The organism is Prevotella sp. HUN102, from assembly GCF_000688375.1.
Classification (GTDB): domain Bacteria; phylum Bacteroidota; class Bacteroidia; order Bacteroidales; family Bacteroidaceae; genus Prevotella.
On sequence record NZ_JIAF01000004.1, the window covers coordinates 2,289,555 to 2,306,281 of the forward strand.

The 16,727-nt window shown below is 40.9% G+C and carries 23 protein-coding genes; 11 read left to right on the plus strand and 12 right to left on the minus strand.

Annotated features, from left to right (window positions below; translation table 11 throughout):
• Together P150_RS18085 and P150_RS16970 are read left to right on the plus strand one after the other, a co-directional pair.
• On the plus strand, positions 1-1,422 hold the full coding sequence (locus tag P150_RS18085) for a phage portal protein (protein ID WP_028898474.1): 1,422 nt from the start codon (positions 1-3) through the stop codon (positions 1,420-1,422).
• A 49-nt stretch (positions 1,423-1,471) separates the two neighbouring features.
• The gene (locus P150_RS16970; protein WP_051617656.1) at positions 1,472-4,924 is read left to right on the plus strand and encodes a hypothetical protein; all 3,453 of its coding nucleotides are present in this window, start codon (positions 1,472-1,474) and stop codon (positions 4,922-4,924) included.
• Between the two features lie 21 nt (positions 4,925-4,945).
• Here P150_RS16970 and P150_RS0115365 read toward each other — a convergent pair whose 3' ends face one another.
• The 12 genes from P150_RS0115365 to P150_RS0115420 form a co-directional block, all read right to left on the minus strand.
• Positions 4,946-5,584, minus strand: coding sequence for a hypothetical protein (locus P150_RS0115365; RefSeq protein WP_028898475.1), 639 nt, complete (start codon positions 5,582-5,584; stop codon positions 4,946-4,948).
• A gap of 25 nt (positions 5,585-5,609) precedes the next feature.
• Complete coding sequence (locus tag P150_RS16975; protein ID WP_051617657.1) at positions 5,610-6,446, minus strand: phage antirepressor KilAC domain-containing protein; 837 nt, start codon at positions 6,444-6,446, stop codon at positions 5,610-5,612.
• A 215-nt stretch (positions 6,447-6,661) separates the two neighbouring features.
• The gene (locus P150_RS0115375; RefSeq protein WP_028898476.1) at positions 6,662-6,994 is read right to left on the minus strand and encodes a hypothetical protein; all 333 of its coding nucleotides are present in this window, start codon (positions 6,992-6,994) and stop codon (positions 6,662-6,664) included.
• A 208-nt stretch (positions 6,995-7,202) separates the two neighbouring features.
• The gene (locus P150_RS0115380) at positions 7,203-7,535 is read right to left on the minus strand and encodes a hypothetical protein (RefSeq protein WP_155953034.1); all 333 of its coding nucleotides are present in this window, start codon (positions 7,533-7,535) and stop codon (positions 7,203-7,205) included.
• 338 nt (positions 7,536-7,873) lie between these two features.
• On the minus strand, positions 7,874-8,629 hold the full coding sequence (locus P150_RS0115385) for an ADP-ribosylglycohydrolase family protein (RefSeq protein WP_231477622.1): 756 nt from the start codon (positions 8,627-8,629) through the stop codon (positions 7,874-7,876).
• A 20-nt stretch (positions 8,630-8,649) separates the two neighbouring features.
• Positions 8,650-8,886, minus strand: a complete 237-nt coding sequence (locus P150_RS0115390; protein WP_028898479.1) for a hypothetical protein — start codon at positions 8,884-8,886, stop codon at positions 8,650-8,652.
• A gap of 3 nt (positions 8,887-8,889) precedes the next feature.
• Positions 8,890-9,162 (minus strand): hypothetical protein, encoded by a 273-nt coding sequence (locus P150_RS0115395; protein WP_028898480.1) that lies wholly within the window; start codon positions 9,160-9,162, stop codon positions 8,890-8,892.
• A 55-nt stretch (positions 9,163-9,217) separates the two neighbouring features.
• A complete protein-coding gene (locus P150_RS16980) occupies positions 9,218-10,117 on the minus strand; it encodes a hypothetical protein (protein ID WP_051617658.1) in 900 nt (299 codons plus the stop codon).
• A gap of 7 nt (positions 10,118-10,124) precedes the next feature.
• Positions 10,125-10,373 carry a hypothetical protein gene (locus tag P150_RS0115405; protein WP_051617659.1) on the minus strand — a complete coding sequence of 83 codons (249 nt, stop codon included), beginning with the start codon at positions 10,371-10,373 and terminating at the stop codon, positions 10,125-10,127.
• A gap of 42 nt (positions 10,374-10,415) precedes the next feature.
• Positions 10,416-10,616 carry a hypothetical protein gene (locus P150_RS16690; protein ID WP_036932258.1) on the minus strand — a complete coding sequence of 67 codons (201 nt, stop codon included), beginning with the start codon at positions 10,614-10,616 and terminating at the stop codon, positions 10,416-10,418.
• Between the two features lie 24 nt (positions 10,617-10,640).
• Entirely contained in the window at positions 10,641-11,018 is a 378-nt protein-coding gene (locus P150_RS0115415) for a hypothetical protein (protein WP_155953035.1), read from the minus strand.
• 4 nt (positions 11,019-11,022) lie between these two features.
• The gene (locus tag P150_RS0115420; protein WP_036932259.1) at positions 11,023-11,232 is read right to left on the minus strand and encodes a hypothetical protein; all 210 of its coding nucleotides are present in this window, start codon (positions 11,230-11,232) and stop codon (positions 11,023-11,025) included.
• Positions 11,233-11,486: 254 nt separating this feature from the next.
• On the opposite strand from P150_RS0115420, the gene P150_RS16985 reads away from it, so the two are divergent.
• The 9 genes from P150_RS16985 to P150_RS0115465 all read left to right on the plus strand — a co-directional run bounded on the left by P150_RS16985 (position 11,487) and on the right by P150_RS0115465 (position 16,667).
• On the plus strand, positions 11,487-12,068 hold the full coding sequence (locus P150_RS16985; protein ID WP_051617660.1) for a hypothetical protein: 582 nt from the start codon (positions 11,487-11,489) through the stop codon (positions 12,066-12,068).
• Between the two features lie 17 nt (positions 12,069-12,085).
• Positions 12,086-12,721, plus strand: coding sequence for a hypothetical protein (locus P150_RS16700; protein WP_051617661.1), 636 nt, complete (start codon positions 12,086-12,088; stop codon positions 12,719-12,721).
• A gap of 21 nt (positions 12,722-12,742) precedes the next feature.
• Positions 12,743-13,882, plus strand: coding sequence for a major capsid protein (locus tag P150_RS16705; protein ID WP_081819347.1), 1,140 nt, complete (start codon positions 12,743-12,745; stop codon positions 13,880-13,882).
• Positions 13,883-13,897: 15 nt separating this feature from the next.
• Entirely contained in the window at positions 13,898-14,245 is a 348-nt protein-coding gene (locus P150_RS0115440; protein WP_028898484.1) for a DUF6706 family protein, read from the plus strand.
• A 2-nt stretch (positions 14,246-14,247) separates the two neighbouring features.
• Positions 14,248-14,571, plus strand: a complete 324-nt coding sequence (locus P150_RS0115445) for a hypothetical protein (RefSeq protein ID WP_028898485.1) — start codon at positions 14,248-14,250, stop codon at positions 14,569-14,571.
• A complete protein-coding gene (locus P150_RS16710) occupies positions 14,552-15,037 on the plus strand; it encodes a hypothetical protein (RefSeq protein ID WP_051617663.1) in 486 nt (161 codons plus the stop codon). Before P150_RS0115445 ends, P150_RS16710 begins: the two co-directional genes overlap by 20 nt.
• Before the next feature lies 1 nt (position 15,038).
• Positions 15,039-15,506, plus strand: coding sequence for a hypothetical protein (locus P150_RS0115455; RefSeq protein ID WP_028898486.1), 468 nt, complete (start codon positions 15,039-15,041; stop codon positions 15,504-15,506).
• A 10-nt stretch (positions 15,507-15,516) separates the two neighbouring features.
• A complete protein-coding gene (locus P150_RS0115460; RefSeq protein WP_028898487.1) occupies positions 15,517-16,035 on the plus strand; it encodes a hypothetical protein in 519 nt (172 codons plus the stop codon).
• A 77-nt stretch (positions 16,036-16,112) separates the two neighbouring features.
• Positions 16,113-16,667, plus strand: a complete 555-nt coding sequence (locus tag P150_RS0115465) for a hypothetical protein (protein ID WP_028898488.1) — start codon at positions 16,113-16,115, stop codon at positions 16,665-16,667.
• Positions 16,668-16,727 lie beyond the last annotated feature (60 nt).

Consider the following 16,727-nt stretch of genomic DNA (forward strand, 5'->3'; position numbering starts at 1 on the left):
ATGAGTGTTATTGATTTATTTTTTAGCAAATTCAAAACGGCTGTTGGCTACCAGCAATCGTTTGAGGAGCTTGTAAATGCTGGCAACATCGGAGGTGCGTTATCCTTAATGAGTAACGACAATATCGAGCAAACAAAAGCTCTCAAAGAATATAACATTGAAACGCACCCTATTATGGAGCGTATGGATAAGGCTACTTTTGATAAGAACGGCAATTTTACAGGCTGGGTTAAAAGGTGGAAACTCCCACTCTCCTATCCAAAGTACATTAACGAAATGGCTGTTGTTTTCATTTATGGTCGCCCTGTACAGTGGGTACAATGCTCAAAGGAAACGGATAGGGCTTACAAGGCTTATACCGACTTTATAGATGATACACACTTTAACGCACGCATTAGGCAGGCAAAGCGTTTGGCAGGTGCAGAGAAAAAGAGTGCATTGCTCTTTCACTGTTACCGCAACAAGGAGGGTAAAGCTGATTGCCTCATTAAGGTATTGGCAAAATCGCTGGGCGATGATATTTACTACATTAAAGACCAGTACGACCGCCTATTGTACTTTGCACGAGGCTATTACCTAAGAGATAGAGGTAATAGCACAAGCTATTATGTGGATATATACACCGACAACTACACATACCATTGCAAACGTGCCTCTATGGGCTGGGAGGTTGAACAAGAAATCAACTATGCAGGTAAAAAGCCTATTATACTCTTTGAGCAGGAAAAGGAATGGGACGGAGCTACTGCCATTATGGAACGCCAAGAGTATATGAAAAGCCGTACAGCCGATGTAAACGACTATATGGCAGACCCTGCACTGGTGGCTACTGCTGATGTTGTAAAGGGTTTGCCCGAAAAGGACACAGAAAACAAATTGTATGTGCTGGGAGAAAAGGGAGAGCTTAAATACCTTGTACCCGATACGGCTAATGAGCTTAAAAAGCAAGAGAGCGAGGATAACGAAAGGCATATCTTCCGCAATACCTTTACGCCTAACATTGATTTCGATACGATGAGCAAGCTAACCAACGTATCTGCTAAGGCTCTAAAACAAATGATGGTGCTTGCAGAGGTAAAAGCCTCTATGCGTAAGGAAACACACGATGATTACCTCAAGCGTACAGCCAACCTCATTATAGCTATACTTGCCAATGTTACCAACATTGAGCTGTACGATGAGCTTATGAAGCTCAAAGTAAAGCACGAGTACCAAGAGCCATTTGGAGAGGATATTGTTGAGGCTATGACAACTGCAATTAAGGTTAAGCAAGCAGGTGGTTTGAGTACCGAAACATTTGTTGAGATTAACCCAATGGTAAGAGATAAGCAGTTGGAGAAAGAGCGCATCAAGAAAGAGGAGGAAGAGAAAGAGGCAAAAGAGGCAGAAACGGCAAAAAATAGCGTATTCAATTACGAGTAATAAAACTTTTTTGCGCTGGTGCTACTATTTATAAACAAACACTTATACAATGGCAAAATTAGATTATAAAGACATATACTCTAAACTGGGCAAGCGTACCGAGTGGTATGCGCTTGCCGTGCGTGATACCTTCCAGAAGCGCATAAGCGAAATAGTGGCTATGTGTGAGGAGCTGGATATTAACGAGGATAAGCCATTTGCATTTGCGGATTATAAAGATATAGCACCAGCCGTTCAAGCCAAGCTAAGGCAACTATATAGCGAGGTGTACCAATCCTTGCGAGGTAACATTGTAAGGGAGTGGAACTATGCCAACGACACAACCGATAAGCTGGTTAAGGGCTTGTTTGGCAAACATAGCATAGAGGATAAGCACTATGCACGCTATTTTCAGCGCAACAAAGAGGCTATGAACAGCTTTTTTGAGCGCAGGCAGGACGGGCTGAATCTCTCCCAACGTGTTTGGCAGTATGTAGGGCAAGCTAAAACAGACCTTGAGGTGGCACTTGATTTGGGTATAGGGCAAGGGTTAAGCTCTGACACGCTCAATCGCAAGGTTAAGCAGTACCTTAATAACCCCGATGACCTCTTCCGTAGATTCCGTTATAAGGTTGGAGAGGACGAGGAGGGCAACCCTATTTATGGGCGCAAATGGAAACGCAGGAGGTATGATAAGGAAACAGATACCTTTTACTGGGTGGACGATAACCCAAAGAATTACCATACTGGGCAAGGTGTGTATAGGAGCAGTTACAAGAACGCTATGCGTTTGGCAAGAACTGAAACTAATATGGCTTACAGGACAGCCGACATTACACGCTGGCAACAAATGGAGTTTGTGCTGGGCTATGAGGTAAAACTAAGCCATAACCACCCTTGTACTGATATATGCGATGATTTGCAGGGTAAGTACCCCAAAGGGTTTGTTTTTAAGGGCTGGCATCCTCACTGCTATTGTTACATTGTGCCTATACTCTGCAAAGATAGCGAGCTGGGACAGCTAACAGAGACTATACTTAACGGAGAGGACACAAGTGCGTTTGCACCTGCTGGTATAATTACAGATGTACCAGCAGGCTTTACTGGTTGGATAGCAAATAATGAGGAGCGCATACGAAGTGCAGCCTCTTTGCCTTACTTTATAACTGATAATTACAAGAATGGAGAAATAGACAAAGGTTTTAAGTGGTTAAGGGAGCATAAAAATGAGGCTGGGCTGGCAAACTTTAAGAAAGTATTAGCCAATAAAGAGTTGCAGCTTGATGCTATAAACAAAGTGCAACCGCTCACAGCTAAGGAGTTTGCAGAATGTAGCAATTATGTTGAAGCTGGCAAAGCAGGAGGTTTCCCTATTTGCACAACCCCACCAGCAACAGGCGTGCAGTTTGAGGAGTTAAGCAAGTTGGCAGACAAAGAAGAATTGGCTGCTATAATGCAAGAGGCTGCTAAGGGTAATAACACCCTCTCAACATATATAAACACAAAAGAGCTTGCAGAGTTGGAAAAGATAGCCACTCAAGCTAAGTTTGCAAGCAAAACAGAGGTACAATTTGTAGCCGTATTAGATAATGATGCGCTGGGAGCTGCAATAAAGGGCGACACAGGCTTATTTGCCAGCAGTCGGTATATTGGTACGAATTATAGTAATTTATGCTCTGTTGCGCTTGAAAATGGCTCTATCGCTGCTGATACAGGTGCAACGTGTGTTATAAAGCTACCTGCTGGCAGTAGATACCTACAAACTACTATTGGAGGAGAACATACGGCAATGCTCCTACCTAATACTAAACTCAAAGTAACAGGCAAGGAGGTTAAGGCTATTACCCACGCAGGCAAGACTACCAATATAACGCATTATACGTTGGAGGTGGTAAACGATGGGAGCAGCTTTGTAAAGAGTATTGCAGAGATTAAAACACAAGTTGAGGCAGAGGTTACAGCATATAAGAAAGCTGTTAAGGCTGCCAACAATGTTATAAACGCAGCCAATAAATGGCATTATGGTTTACTGGGCGTTGATACAGCACCACTACAAGCAATCGTTAAGAGCGAGAGCAGCATAGAAATTAGCAAGGCTACTAAGGTGTTGGCAAAAGAGATGGCAGGGGCTAAGAAGCTGGCACTTGCAGAGTATGAGAATATGCCTAACCTGTATGGGCTTACATTGGAGTTTGGAGAGGCTAATGCAAAGGTATTTATGGAGAACTGGGCAAAGCACATCGGCAAGTCAAGCATTTATGACACCGATGAGCTATTCCTTAAAAAGGTTATCCAAAAGGAGTTGTATTATGCCAAACTCAACCCTAACAAATACCCTACAACCCAAAAGTTTATATATTTCTTTGAGAAGCTGGAGGAGCAATATAATACAAAGATTGCTATAAAAGCTCTGCAACCCGATGTTGATGCAGCCATTGTTTTTGCTCAAACAACAAAAAGTACAAAGGTAAAAACATTAGTAGCAGAATTACAGCAACTAATGAGCAGCCAAATGCTTGATGAGAGTGCTATTAAGGCTAAGTTAGAAACAGCACAAAAAGAAATTGATAGGTTAAACAAAGAGCGTTTAGCACGCCTAATTAAAAAAGGTATTGGCAAAGGGAGTACAAGTAAATATGATATGACATCGGTGTACTCTGCACAAGAGGCAAAAGAGTATAACCGACTGCACGCTGAATTTCAAAAAGCACTCTTAAATAATAATGGAGATTATCGAGCAAGTGCAGTTCTACAAGCTCAAAATGCTTTGGCTGATTATGTAACAGATTTGGGTGTAAAGTACCAAAGTATTAACCCAAAATTGCCACATATAGGAGGCTATACAGATGCAGAGGTTAAGAAAGCCATAAAAGACTATTTAACGCACAAAACCAATACCAATGGTTTTGGAGTGTATAGTGGTTCAATAGGTGGAGAGTATGAAAGTGCAGCCTGTGAAAGTTATGCTAAAAAAATAGGGCTACCAGCAAAAGAACTCTCTATATTACGTAGGTACACAGCAGGTAGTAACTTTGTTAATGAGTATGCGTATAAAGCTGACGATTGGATAAACTGGGCAATGCCAAAAATGAAACAAGCTGGTGTATATCATGAATTTGTAAAGCTCATAGAGGACTACCTAAAAGCCTATAATGGTGTGTGTGAAAAGATGCCAAGATACAATAGCCATACATATAGAGGGGTGCGTTTAAGCAAACCTGCTGCACAACAAATGTTGGCAGATATACAGAGTGCTTATAACAGTGGCAAGGAATGGATTAGTTTAAACCCTATGAGTACAACAAGGGATATACGAGTAGCCGATGGGTTTGGTACAGATTTAACCTTTCTTGTAAGAGGTAAAACAGGTGTTGATGTTAATCCTATTAGCCGTTTTATGGGAGAGGACGAATATGTATTTAGAGCTGGTAGCAAATTCCGTGTATTGAGGGTGTACAAAGCTACTAAGCCCGACATTGCAAGAGTTGGTAGCTGGTGTGTTGAGTTAGAAGAAATACTTTAACGAGAATACCCGAAGCGTGTATTACTGCTTCGGGTATTCTGCCATATAGCTTGTTTGCTCCAATACGATTTGTTGAGGCTCTGTAAAATGTAGGCTATTAGCCTCTATGTTACACAAATACCCTTTAAGGTGTTGAGTAAATACCTCTATACTGGGCATATTGCCAAAATGCTGTTTGAGGTACATAAATTCAAAATCCCACCAAAAGCCAGCATTTACCTCTTTGTCTGATTTTAAGTAAGACCAAGGATTTGTAGCCTCTCCTTTATACCATCTAAAATATGTTGGATAATCCTTTGTTACCTCAAATTGAGGATTATAAAACCTCTCCTCTATACCGTGTTTATACAAGTACTCAACCCATAACTTACAGCCATTTTTAATGAGTTTATGAGCAAAAGAATGAGTAGAGAACTCCAATATTGCATCTATAATGTTTGCAAATTCTTTTTGAGGCTCTTTGTATTTTTCAAAGAAGTATGCAGGATTACGCTCCTCCAATTTGCTATATTTTTCAGCTCCATTAACCCAGTAGTATTCCACATACCAAAACATTGCAGCTATTTCATTATAGCGCATACACCAAGCCCCTTGTTTGTCGTTTACCTCCTCAAAAGGATTGGTATGCTCTCCTTTGTAGTACCTATATTCTTTATCCATCGCCTGCAAAGTTAGTCTAAATAAATCATTTACGCTCTATCATTGGTAATATATTGTGTTTTTTAAGCTCCTCATACAAAAATAAACGCCCTTTTTGTCGCCATTCTGTATGCTGTACTGTACCAATAGTACCATTGTGATGTGTTATTTGTATTGTTTTGCTATGTACAAATCCCATACTTATGTATGGAGAGTAAAGTACCCACTGTTTATTTACTTTACGCTGTATTTTGAGGTCTGCCAGCACCTTGTTAAAGGCTTTTGCACTCATACCATAGTCCTGTGCTATTTGAGTTATGGTTACAGTTTCCTTGCTACTCAAAATAACCTCTATATAATCCGTTTTCTTTTGTAGCTCTACAACCTCCGTTGTAAGGCTCTCTATTTGCCTATTCTGAATTGCTATTTGCCTTTGTTGCTCTGTATTTTGTTGGCGCAACATTTTCAATTTGCTTGCAACCTCTATAATTAGGTCGGGGTTCTCTACAAGCTGCTCAATTGTGGGTTGTGTAGCTGTAAATCCTATTTGGAGTAGCTCCTTAATCCTATCATTACACCAAATGGCAAATGCAGGGCTTAACCAGCGTGCAAACTCCAACGCAACATCTTCGTGCATCCAAGTGCCTTGTAGTGATGGACTTCCACCTTTTACAACCCTAATGGCTTGAAAATCAGCCGAAACGCTTTTTCTCACTTCGGTTAATGCGTTTATAAACTCTTTTGATGTTTGATTTTGCAACCAATCGCTTGTGCGCTTTCCAAAAGGTTTTGCCATTTCGGTTGCGTTTACATACAAGCACCCTGTTTCTTTACGAAAACTTACAGGTGCATCGCTGTACTGAAATACGGATAAATTACTCATACTGCAAGTGCTTAAAAATAAACAAGGAGCAAAAGCTGTGTGTACTAATGTAGGAGATGTACAACAACAGCTTAAGCTCCTTAATATCCTTTTGCAGCAATGCAGCTTCTCCTACCTTACTGCAAATGCTAAACACCTGCAAATATAATACAACCTAACTACAACCCAAAAGGTTGTATATACAACTTTTGGAAGTAATCACCATTTAACCCATATTAACTATTTAGGTTGCTTTTAATCTCAAACAAGTTAATAGAAATATTGCTCAAAACATTAAGCACCGCCCAAGTCGTTATTGAGGACAATAATGTTATAATTGCCATAACAAAGCCCATTGGGTTAAATATCATCTCTTTATGATAGGTATATTTAGGGTTTTGTACCCAACCCATAGTAACAAGCAATATAATAGCTGCTAAAACTCCTACAACCAGTACAACAACAGCAACCCCTTTGAGTATGCTCTCTGCTGGATAAGATGGCATATCTTCTTTATTGCCAGTTTTGGGAGTTTCTTGCACGCCAAGAATTTGGTTCGTATCTTCCATTTTAATTTTGGTTTTTATATAATTTGTAGAAAAACAAAGCGATAAGACTATATGCAACTAAATGAGCAGCATTGTTTACCAGTATAGTAGTAGCATTCCACGTAGCCCCTGTGATATTATGTACAAAAGAAAACATAGCGCAAAGTAGCAGTAACATCACACCAACCAATGCTAACAATGTGTAAGTTTTTAATTTCATAGATTTATGTTATTTATTGATGTTAGTATATGAAACAGTAGCTTTGCCATTTACAAAACGGAGTGTGTCAGAAAACAATCCAGCCCCTTTTTGGTCTTTTGCAAATATATGGAAATACTCAAGACTTGTATTTACAGTAAAAGATTGCCCAGTTTCTATTTTACCTGCATCTTGATACCCCTTACTCTCCCCCTTTGCTGTTTCGTGGAATAAAACGTGTGTATTATACCAAGTTATACCACTTAAATTAGTAATGGTTTTTAGCTCTGTTTCTTCCTTTGAGCAAGAAACAAAAGCCAAACATAGCCCTATGAGGCTAAAAATAAAAAATAATCTCTTCATAGTTTTTATTCTTTGTTTAACGTTTGTAATTTTACCTCTCCTACTGGTAAGCTCAACAAAGGTGCTAAACGCAGAAACGTAGAGCCGTACCATTCGCTGTCGAGGTTCACCACAAACCTACCTATCCGTTGGTGCAAGCTCTACGTTATGAGTAGATACAATTTGCCCATTGGATAGGTATATAGCCTGTATTCTTTTCGAGGTGGTGATTTCGACAGCGAATTGGCTATAATGTATGTATGCTGTAAGAGTTGAGTACAAACCTCAAACCCAAACATGCTGCAAAGATAGCTCTATTTATTGAGTACTCCAAACAAATGCACCGTATAATAGTAAAACTACACAAAACGTTGATAGAATCTAATCAAAATATCGTGCAAGTCGGCTGGTAATGCCATAAGTGCAGCCTGCATAAACTCTGTTGGCATATTCTCTGTGCCATAGCCAGCCTCTGCAATACCACCTGTAATACAACCCAGCGTATCAGCATCGCCTCCGAGCGAAACAGCGAGCCTTACCGCATCTTCAAAGTCTTTGCTCTCAATATAGCACTTTATTGCTTGTGGTACTGTTTCCATACAACTTTCATTAAACCTGTATGTAGGGCGTATCTCATCAAGCGTAAAACTCAAATCATAGCTAAACTGTTGCTCTATCTTCTGCTTAATCTCCTCCTTTGAGCATCGTTTGCGTGCCATAAAAATTGCAGTAGCAGTGGCAACAGCCCCCTTAATACCCTCTGTGTGGTTATGTGTACACTCTGCACTTTTATAAGCCTCCATTTGCACCTCCTCTAAGCTATTAAAAGCCCAGCCAATAGCACCAACACGCATTGCAGAGCCATTACCAAAGCTATTATATGGTTGAGGCGTTGGAGAGGCTAACCAAGCACTAAAAGAGCCACCATACGCCCCTTTGGGATTGGGGTACTTGCGCCCCCAGTACCTCATACGCTCTGCATAAGGTTGATTGCGCATAATTGCCTCTGCTATGGCTAAGCTCATAATGCTATCATCTGTTATCTCACTACCGTTAGGCATAAACTCAAAATTATAATCCTTTGTTGGCTTAAACTCGTATGTACTACCAGCCAAATCTCCAATTACTGAACCTATCATTTTCTTTTTCCTCTATTTGTTATCGTTCTATGTAATACTAATTTCTGCATCGTGCATTTGGGGTTCTCGTAAACCTCCTCTAAGTTGTAGCGGTTTTGCAGAGTGGTAAGAGCTATACCAACAACATTGGCTGGCAACGTATCATATATAGCTTTTTTACTGCCAAATAACCACTTTGTTTGCCCCATATAGGGCGTTTTTAACTCTACCAGTATAAACTTACTTTCCTCCATACCTTACTTTTTTAATGGCACATTACACAACACTTTTTTATTACACTCTCCACGCAAGAAATCAACTGCCAGTACTGCAATAGCTCTGCCTTGTATGGTGTGGCATCTTTCAGCTATACCTTCATAGCCATTTCTTTGCTCTCTCAATATAGCCAACGCCTCTGTGTACCCCTCTTTTACGGCTGCATTACAGGCTTTGCTCATTGCTTTATCCTCCAAACGCTTACTAATAGCAGTTATGGCTCTATCTATCTCTAAATTGGTTCTTATAATCATAATACCTTTGTTATTGTAGCAAGGCGTACCTTGTTTTGGCACACCTTGCATCTTGTTATTTACCTATGTTTAATTTCTCTACTCCCAGCACTCTCTCTGCTGCATATATCGCATTGCTTGTAAGCAGCCTTTGCCAAGCTCCATTGTGAGGCGACCACTTAAAAGCTGCTTTCTTTAGCTTGCTTATGGTTTCTCCATCGGGTTTGCCATCAAAGTACAATCTCAATCTCTCCTCCGAGTAGCAATAAACAACCCTCACACCATTAACCATACCCTCTGCATCTTCTCTATCTACCATATTTTGTAGGCGTGCTATGCGCTGCTGGGCATCTTTGATTTTAGCAAGGTTGTTTGTAAGCTGGTACTGCTGAAAGCCTTTGCGCATAAATGAGTATTGAGGCTCTTCGAGTAGCGTTTTAGCATTTGCCTCTGAAAATCCAAGAGCTACCAACTCATCTAATTTCTCCTCCTCTGTGAGCTTCTTTTTGCGTATAACGCTATTGGCTGATTTCATAGCCTCCTGCAATGCAGTTAGCTTTTCTACTTTGTCTTGTAGGCGTTCTATTTCAGCCCAGCCAGTAAGCCTGTGTTGTGTGGGGTTACAAACTCTATCTACAAACCTCTTTGCCCAGTTTTCAAGTTTTTCCCTTGCACCACGCTCCCAATTATTAAGTTTCTCTGCACGCTTAACAGGGAACTTTGCGGGTCCAGTTATAAAAGAGGAGATACAACGGCTACAAGCACTAAGCCATTTAGCGTACAATTCCAAATAGCGTTGCTCAAAATGTTCGTGCATTTCTGCTGGCAACTTTGCCAAATACGCCTGCAACTCCATTTCACAATCATTCAATAACATTTCTCCACGCTTTTCGGGGTGGAAACTCGTCCATTGGTGCGCTCTGTACGCAAGGTCTTTAAGTGCCATTACAGAGGCTCTACGTGTAATCTCTTCCATTGCTATATTATTTAATTGGTTGTACAAATGTGATATTGTTATAGTTGAGAAAGCCACCAGCTTGTACGATGCTTTCTAATGCCTCCTTACCTCCACAAGGTGTATAAGGTATTACATCGCTATTAAATTGCAAGTAGCCTTTGCCATCAACATAAAAGCCATAGCCATATATTTTAGCTACTCCATTTGGAGTATTAAATTGTACGCCATCTATACGCACAATTTCCAATGCCTTGTTTAACTGTTTTGTTGTCATACTATTTTTGTATTATAGAGCTGGCTTACACCAGCCCTGTATTTAACTTATTAACTCTGCATTTTGCCCCACCCACAACATAGCATCTGTACCTTTCCAAGTAAAATCAAATGCTTTGTTCTTTGGGTTATACCTCCCCTCTAATTCTGTACCCTCCTTTAAGCCGTGTATCTCATCTAAGCAATACCTACCAAATTCAGTAGTAATTTTTACACGTACTTTTGCTTTGATTGTTTTTACCATATTCCGTAATTATAAAAGTATTACCTAATCTTCCCACTCCCCACTTATATCCTCCCAGTCGTCATCATCAATGTATGCAGGGAAACCTTGTTCGGGGTCTGCTTTGGGTGCTACACCTCCGTAATACTCCCCACTCTCTGTAATGGAGGGGTGTTTTACATTTGGGTTATCTCCACAAGGCGCACCCTCAAACGCAAGCTCAATACCTTTTTCTCTATCCGAGCCATAGCCATTCATTTCTGCCAGCAACTCATAATAGTCTTTACCTCCAAACACTCCGTAACCCTCATAACAGGTTTCCTTATAACGCTTGCCTTTATCATCTACCATATACACTGTAAAAGGCTCATCGTTTACAATACGATGTTTCGTGTCTTGTGTAATCCAGCTAAATTGTCCCATACCATTAAAATTTATCAACCACCAAACCTTTTGCGCACATACTCAAACTATAACCAGCCTCTATGAGCTTACTAATTATAGTAGCATTACTCTCAAGTATGAGCAATTTATAAACATTGCCGTAATGGTCTTTAACAGGCACATTAAAAGCTACCTTTATGTTAGGGCTTTCGCTTACCAGTGCAACAGCGTTGCTAAAATCTTCATTTGTCATTGCTTTATAATTTATTTATTCAACTTTTGTCCTTAAAAGCGTTTTGTATATTCACGCTTAATTTGATGCAAATGTAGGTTGAAGAAGTCAATACGCCAAACATTCAAATGAATAAATCCAATAATTTAACCTTTGGTAACAGTTTTCGTATTTGACTGGCTATAAATCACTTTCAAAAGTTGTACGTTTATTATATACACGCTTAAAGCAAATAAGACTATATTTGCCACCGATATAAAGCAAATTAGTATAGTATGAACAAAAAGTTACTGGAAACATTGGTAGCAAAATGCAAGGACATGGGGCTATCAGAAGAATCTATCCAAAAAATTGCTGGCATTGCAAGCAATGGTTTGGCAGATGATGCAACAGACGAGGCTATTGAAACACGTGCAAATGAGTTTTTGCCTGTCCTTAAAACAATGCAAGGAGAGGCAACCCGATGGGCGCAAAACAAGAACCCCAAACCACAACAGCAGCAAGAGGAAAAACTGAATGAGGCTTCCATTGAGGCTATTATCAAAAAAGTAACCGAAAATCTCTCTACAAAGATTGAGGAACAAAACACAGTTATCGGCAATTTGCAAAAGCAGTTGGGCGAAAGCCAGCGCAATGTTATAATTGCGAGCGAGATGCAAAAACTGGGGCTAACAGAGGCAGATATGGAGTTTGTTACAATTCCAGCAGATGTCAATGTTGGGGAGTATTTAGGTAAATACAAGCAAAGCCTTGTAGATAGAGGCTTAAAGCCTGTTGATAGCAGTGTTTCCAAAGAAGCAAGAGAAAAAGCAGAGAGTGATTTGGCAGAAACTATGCTAAATGAATATGCTAAGTAATTATTAAAACAAGTGGTATGAAACGTAAATTCCAAAACTATGGTGGTGATAGACATTGCGCCACTATGCCACCTGTAAAGGTTACAGGAGGTTTTACGCTCAATCCAGCCCAAACAAACCTTACTGCTGGTGCAGTTGTGCCTTTTGGCACATTGGCGTATGTTGATGAGGCAACACGTTTGGTAACGCTCATTAAGAGCGCAAGAGTTGTGGCTATCGCAAGCGATACTAAAAAGGTTACGCTTGAGGCTGATGAGTTTAGCAAACCTCTGTTTGTTGTTGGCGACATTGTAGCAAAGGATTTGGCTGCAACACTTGCAGTTTGTCCTAAGATTACAGCCGTTGCTAATACAGAAGCAGGGGTACAAATCACATTGAACAAAGCTATTGAGGGGCTTACTGTTGGTGATGCTCTGTTTGAGGTTGTAGCCAACGAAGCTAATGTGAAACTGGTTGCAGAGCCTAACTCTATTACCATTGGAGAGGGTTCTGATGCAGAGATTAAGGAGGAGTTGGCAGACACAGGCATTGATGTTACTCGTGATAGTGGCAATGGAGAGGTGTATGCTCGTAGAGTTCCCCCTGTTCCTGCAACTCTTATGGAGGGTTCATTGCTCAAAGGCACAAAGGTAAGCTATACCAATAGCCGTTAAACTATGGAGGAGTAAATAACTATGGATTCTATTTTTAGTAAAGTAAGTTTGCCCAGCGTTCCAGTGGATTTGCTGGCAACATTGAGAATTTTCTTTGATAAAGCCTCTCTGCAAAACAAAACTATTTTTGAGCAGCTGTATGTTGATAAGTGGTTCGACTACAATTTGCCACAAATGGATTTGACCGCAGATGCAATTCAAGCAACCTACAACGTGCGCTTTATGGCAAGCGTAATTGGTAATGATGCAGCAACTCCGTTGCGCCCTACTGATGGCTTTAAGACCTTTAGCGAAGAAATCCCCCGTATGGGACACCGCTTCGGTATGTCTGCTAAGAAAATGCGCAAAATGCTCTCTATCTTAGAGGCAAGCAGCAAGCGTTATACCGACCAGCAGAAATTCCAAGAGGTGTACAAAATCCTTATGGGAGAGGTTAAGGAGGCTTATTTGGGTTGCAAGGATACAGCTGACCATATCATCTTGCAGGCAATGTCAAATAAGGGTGTAGCACAATTTACCCCTACTCTCAATAATCCCGATGGTCGTACCTACAAGGTGGACTACAATATGCCAAAGGGCAATAGCCTGCAAGCAGCTTTTAACTGGGAAAAGGATAATGAGAGCAAGGTAAATCCTTTTGAGGAGTTGGCAGATATTCGCTACACATTCCAAAACAAGGGCATTGTGTTTGGAGAAACCTGTATGTCGCCATCTGTATATGCGTGGCTTATTAACTGTCCAGCTGTACGCAGAGCAATTAAGGGTACAGATAAGAGCGGACAGGCTGTAACACCTGCTGAACTCAATGCTATGCTGCAACAGTTTGAATTGCCAGCAATCACTCTCATTAACAAGCGTAATGCTGTTGCAGAGGACGGCAAGCGTAAAACAGAGCTTATCAATCCGTGGAATGATAATGTTATTACGCTTAAGCCTGCTGGCAAGATTGGAGAGGTACAACCTGCATTTGAGGACAATGCTATCATTGAAGAGCCAAACGTGCAGTACACAGATGCTGGTAACGGTATGCGTATTGCCAAGTGGCAAACTGGCGAAAGCACAGGGCAAAAGGCAGGAGAGTACACGCAAGCAAGCTGGAGAGCGTTGCCTATTATTACGGAAATTGACAGCATTGTCAACTACCAAGTAAGAGGACTTTAATAACAAGCATTCGGTATGACAAATTTAGAGGCTATATATTGCGAGGTTAAACCATATTGTACAGATGAGTATGAGCTTGAGTTTGAAAAAGCATTGTTATCTGCTTGCAAAAGAGCAGGGGTAACAGCTGGCATAAAGGACGAATATACGCCCGATAATGAGCGTTTAATTGCACTGGCTGCCATATTCACACTCCAAAAGTATATTACTCTAACCTCCGAGAAAGAGGGCGAATACTCGCAAAGCTATAACGAAAAGCTCAAAGATAGGATTTTATTCCTCTGCAACAGCAACGGTATAGATGCCTCCGAGTTTGTCCCCGATGCAGTTATTACGCTCTCACACGCTTCTAATATGTTTTAATTATGGGAGGTAGATACAGAGATTTACTGGAAATAGAGCAAGTAGAGGCTCAAACTCGTAATGAGGTTGGCGATTTGGTAGGCGGTAATCCTATTTGGGTAACTCTCTCTAAGTGCAGAGAAGAACCTGCTAAGGCTGGTGCAGTACTTTCAACAGTAAACGCAAAAGCCATTGAATACAGCTCTAATATATTTCTCCCCAAACACTCCCCAAACGTGCCTCTCAATGCACGTGTAAGAGTATTAAGTGAGGCAGGAGAGGTTCAAGTCGTAGGCTCTGTATTACGCTACAAAAAATACCAACACTATGCCAAAATATGGGTTTAAGGCTAATTTCGGTAAGGACGATGTACACAGCTCTATCAGCCAGTATGCTTTACGCATACACCGTGCATTGGAGGTTACAATGCAGTATATTGGCGAACAATGTGTAAGCATTGCAAGAGAGAAAGGAACGTACAACGACATTACAGGTAATTTGCGCAACTCAATAGGCTATGTACTGGTACGTAATGGAGATATTATTTGCAAAAATTTTGAGGAGCGTGTACAAAGCAAGATTGTTTCTGCTGTTAATAACAGTGGCATTTTAGAGGGGCAAGCATTAGCAGAGGAGCTGGCAACCAAATATACAAAGGGCTATGTGCTGATTGTGGTAGCTGGTATGCACTATGCTCATTATGTTGAGAGCCTTAACAAAGATGTGCTGGATAGCGCAGAGAGATACGCCTTGCAAAAAATACCAACCATATTGAAAGATTTGAAGAAGCAGATTTACAAGGTAGCTTTATAAGATGGCAAATAAAAATGTAGATAAAATAGTGTTGCGGAAAGGGATGCAGTTTAACACCGTACAGAACGATATTCTGTATGTGGTATTAAACAACTCTAAGCTGGCAAAGGAGCTTACAGGCGTAATAAAGAAAAGCCAAAAACCTGTACGCACACAGCCACCAAAGGTTGAAGACTGCACCATTAGCAGCCTCTCTATTGAGAGTGGCACAGTGCAATTAGGCACAAGCAACGTAAACATCTATGTTCCCGATAAGATAGACTGTGTAACGCAAAGCGATGCCTCCAATACCGATGCTGACACGCAGCGTATCAAGCAGCTTGCAGGGCTTGCATACGAGGTGTTGGGAAAGTATTACAGCGAAAGCTGGGGGAGTTTCGAATGCGTTGCACAAGATGTCATTGAGGAGGCTGCACTACATTGCCACCGTATATGGCTCAAAATAAGATTTAATTTTCACAACTTATAAAAGTAAAAGTATGGGATTAATTTCATTAGGATTGACCGAAATACAAGTAGGTGCAATAGAACAAGATGGAGGCGAGGCTAAAACTTACAAAAAGATTGGCAAGACCTACCAAAACACCTGCAAGTTGGTGCAGGAATCAGCAGATGTAACAGAACATTACGAGGAAGGACAAAGCGCACCCGAAGTGCGTAAGAGGAAAAAGAAAGTACCTATCCTTACCTTTTCCATAATGGACCCCGATGTGGATTTTCTCAAAGCCTATTTGGGAGGTACTGTTACAGGTTCAGCAGACGAAGCCGAATGGAGCTGGAGTGATGTTGATGAGAATATCGAAGCCAGCATTAGAGCTGTCCCCGAAGTAGGTTTGGTTTACACCATTCCACGTGCGGATATTGAAGCGGTGCTTAACGCAGAAATGTCCTCACAGGGCATTAACCTTGTGGACTTCACGGTTACACCTCTCAAACCAAAGAAAGCAGGGGTTGCCACCATTAAGGCTAAGAAGAAAACAAAAACATTCCCAGGATAACGTGGGATTGGGTAACACCGAGTAAAGCCCACCGTGCTTATTGCATAGTGGGCTTTTTTACTATAAGTAGTACAAGTATGGAAGATAATACAAAGGCATTAGAGGCTTTGGAGGCAGAAAGAAAAGAATTACGTCTGCTCATAAATAAAGGGATTAGCTTTGTTGTGGACTATACAGAAAAGCGGAAAGTAAAAATACCACGATCTCAATGGTGTAAGTGGCTCAAAAAGACACAAACCATTGTTGAGGAGAAACAGCGTGAGTTCATCGTCAAAGAGCCAACCGCCTTTACACTGGATAGGCTCTCTATGGAGTATATAGAGCTTATTATTGATGAAAACAAGCTAAAAGAAGCACCAAGACAGGAGGCACGCAGGCTATTTTCAGCACATAACAAGCGCATGGCAAAGATTGTAGCAATAGCCGTGCTGGGTAATGACTGGGAAAACGAAAGGTTATTAAATGAGCATACAGAGTTTTTCGTACGCTGGCTCAAAAATAGCACTCTTATTGATTTAGTGCAGGCAATAGACCTAACAAACAATTTAGCGGATTTTATAAACTCTATGCGATTGTTATCGAGCGCAAGAACGACAATACCGACACGCATAGAGGAGAACCAAGAGGCTTAAATAGTCTGTATGGGCAACGTGGGGCTATATGCGCATACTTTCATTGGACATGGGAGTATC

Excerpts from the sequence above, each read along its gene's own strand:
- P150_RS16690 (WP_036932258.1), bottom strand. The coding sequence starts at position 10,616 with ATGGTAAAAACAATCAAAGCAAAAGTACGTGTAAAAATTACTACTGAA.
- P150_RS16705 (WP_081819347.1), top strand. The coding sequence starts at position 12,743 with ATGGATTCTATTTTTAGTAAAGTAAGTTTGCCCAGCGTTCCAGTGGAT.
- P150_RS0115465 (WP_028898488.1), top strand. The coding sequence starts at position 16,113 with ATGGAAGATAATACAAAGGCATTAGAGGCTTTGGAGGCAGAAAGAAAA.
- P150_RS16710 (WP_051617663.1), top strand. The coding sequence starts at position 14,552 with ATGCCAAAATATGGGTTTAAGGCTAATTTCGGTAAGGACGATGTACAC.
- P150_RS16980 (WP_051617658.1), bottom strand. The coding sequence starts at position 10,117 with ATGGAAGAGATTACACGTAGAGCCTCTGTAATGGCACTTAAAGACCTT.
- P150_RS0115380 (WP_155953034.1), bottom strand. The coding sequence starts at position 7,535 with ATGAAGAGATTATTTTTTATTTTTAGCCTCATAGGGCTATGTTTGGCT.
- P150_RS0115440 (WP_028898484.1), top strand. The coding sequence starts at position 13,898 with ATGACAAATTTAGAGGCTATATATTGCGAGGTTAAACCATATTGTACA.
- P150_RS0115390 (WP_028898479.1), bottom strand. The coding sequence starts at position 8,886 with ATGGAGGAAAGTAAGTTTATACTGGTAGAGTTAAAAACGCCCTATATG.
- P150_RS0115405 (WP_051617659.1), bottom strand. The coding sequence starts at position 10,373 with ATGACAACAAAACAGTTAAACAAGGCATTGGAAATTGTGCGTATAGAT.
- P150_RS16970 (WP_051617656.1), top strand. The coding sequence starts at position 1,472 with ATGGCAAAATTAGATTATAAAGACATATACTCTAAACTGGGCAAGCGT.
- P150_RS16985 (WP_051617660.1), top strand. The coding sequence starts at position 11,487 with ATGAACAAAAAGTTACTGGAAACATTGGTAGCAAAATGCAAGGACATG.
- P150_RS0115445 (WP_028898485.1), top strand. The coding sequence starts at position 14,248 with ATGGGAGGTAGATACAGAGATTTACTGGAAATAGAGCAAGTAGAGGCT.
- P150_RS16700 (WP_051617661.1), top strand. The coding sequence starts at position 12,086 with ATGAAACGTAAATTCCAAAACTATGGTGGTGATAGACATTGCGCCACT.
- P150_RS16975 (WP_051617657.1), bottom strand. The coding sequence starts at position 6,446 with ATGAGTAATTTATCCGTATTTCAGTACAGCGATGCACCTGTAAGTTTT.
- P150_RS0115455 (WP_028898486.1), top strand. The coding sequence starts at position 15,039 with ATGGCAAATAAAAATGTAGATAAAATAGTGTTGCGGAAAGGGATGCAG.
- P150_RS0115375 (WP_028898476.1), bottom strand. The coding sequence starts at position 6,994 with ATGGAAGATACGAACCAAATTCTTGGCGTGCAAGAAACTCCCAAAACT.
- P150_RS0115460 (WP_028898487.1), top strand. The coding sequence starts at position 15,517 with ATGGGATTAATTTCATTAGGATTGACCGAAATACAAGTAGGTGCAATA.
- P150_RS0115395 (WP_028898480.1), bottom strand. The coding sequence starts at position 9,162 with ATGATTATAAGAACCAATTTAGAGATAGATAGAGCCATAACTGCTATT.
- P150_RS18085 (WP_028898474.1), top strand. The coding sequence starts at position 1 with ATGAGTGTTATTGATTTATTTTTTAGCAAATTCAAAACGGCTGTTGGC.
- P150_RS0115420 (WP_036932259.1), bottom strand. The coding sequence starts at position 11,232 with ATGACAAATGAAGATTTTAGCAACGCTGTTGCACTGGTAAGCGAAAGC.
- P150_RS0115415 (WP_155953035.1), bottom strand. The coding sequence starts at position 11,018 with ATGGGACAATTTAGCTGGATTACACAAGACACGAAACATCGTATTGTA.
- P150_RS0115365 (WP_028898475.1), bottom strand. The coding sequence starts at position 5,584 with ATGGATAAAGAATATAGGTACTACAAAGGAGAGCATACCAATCCTTTT.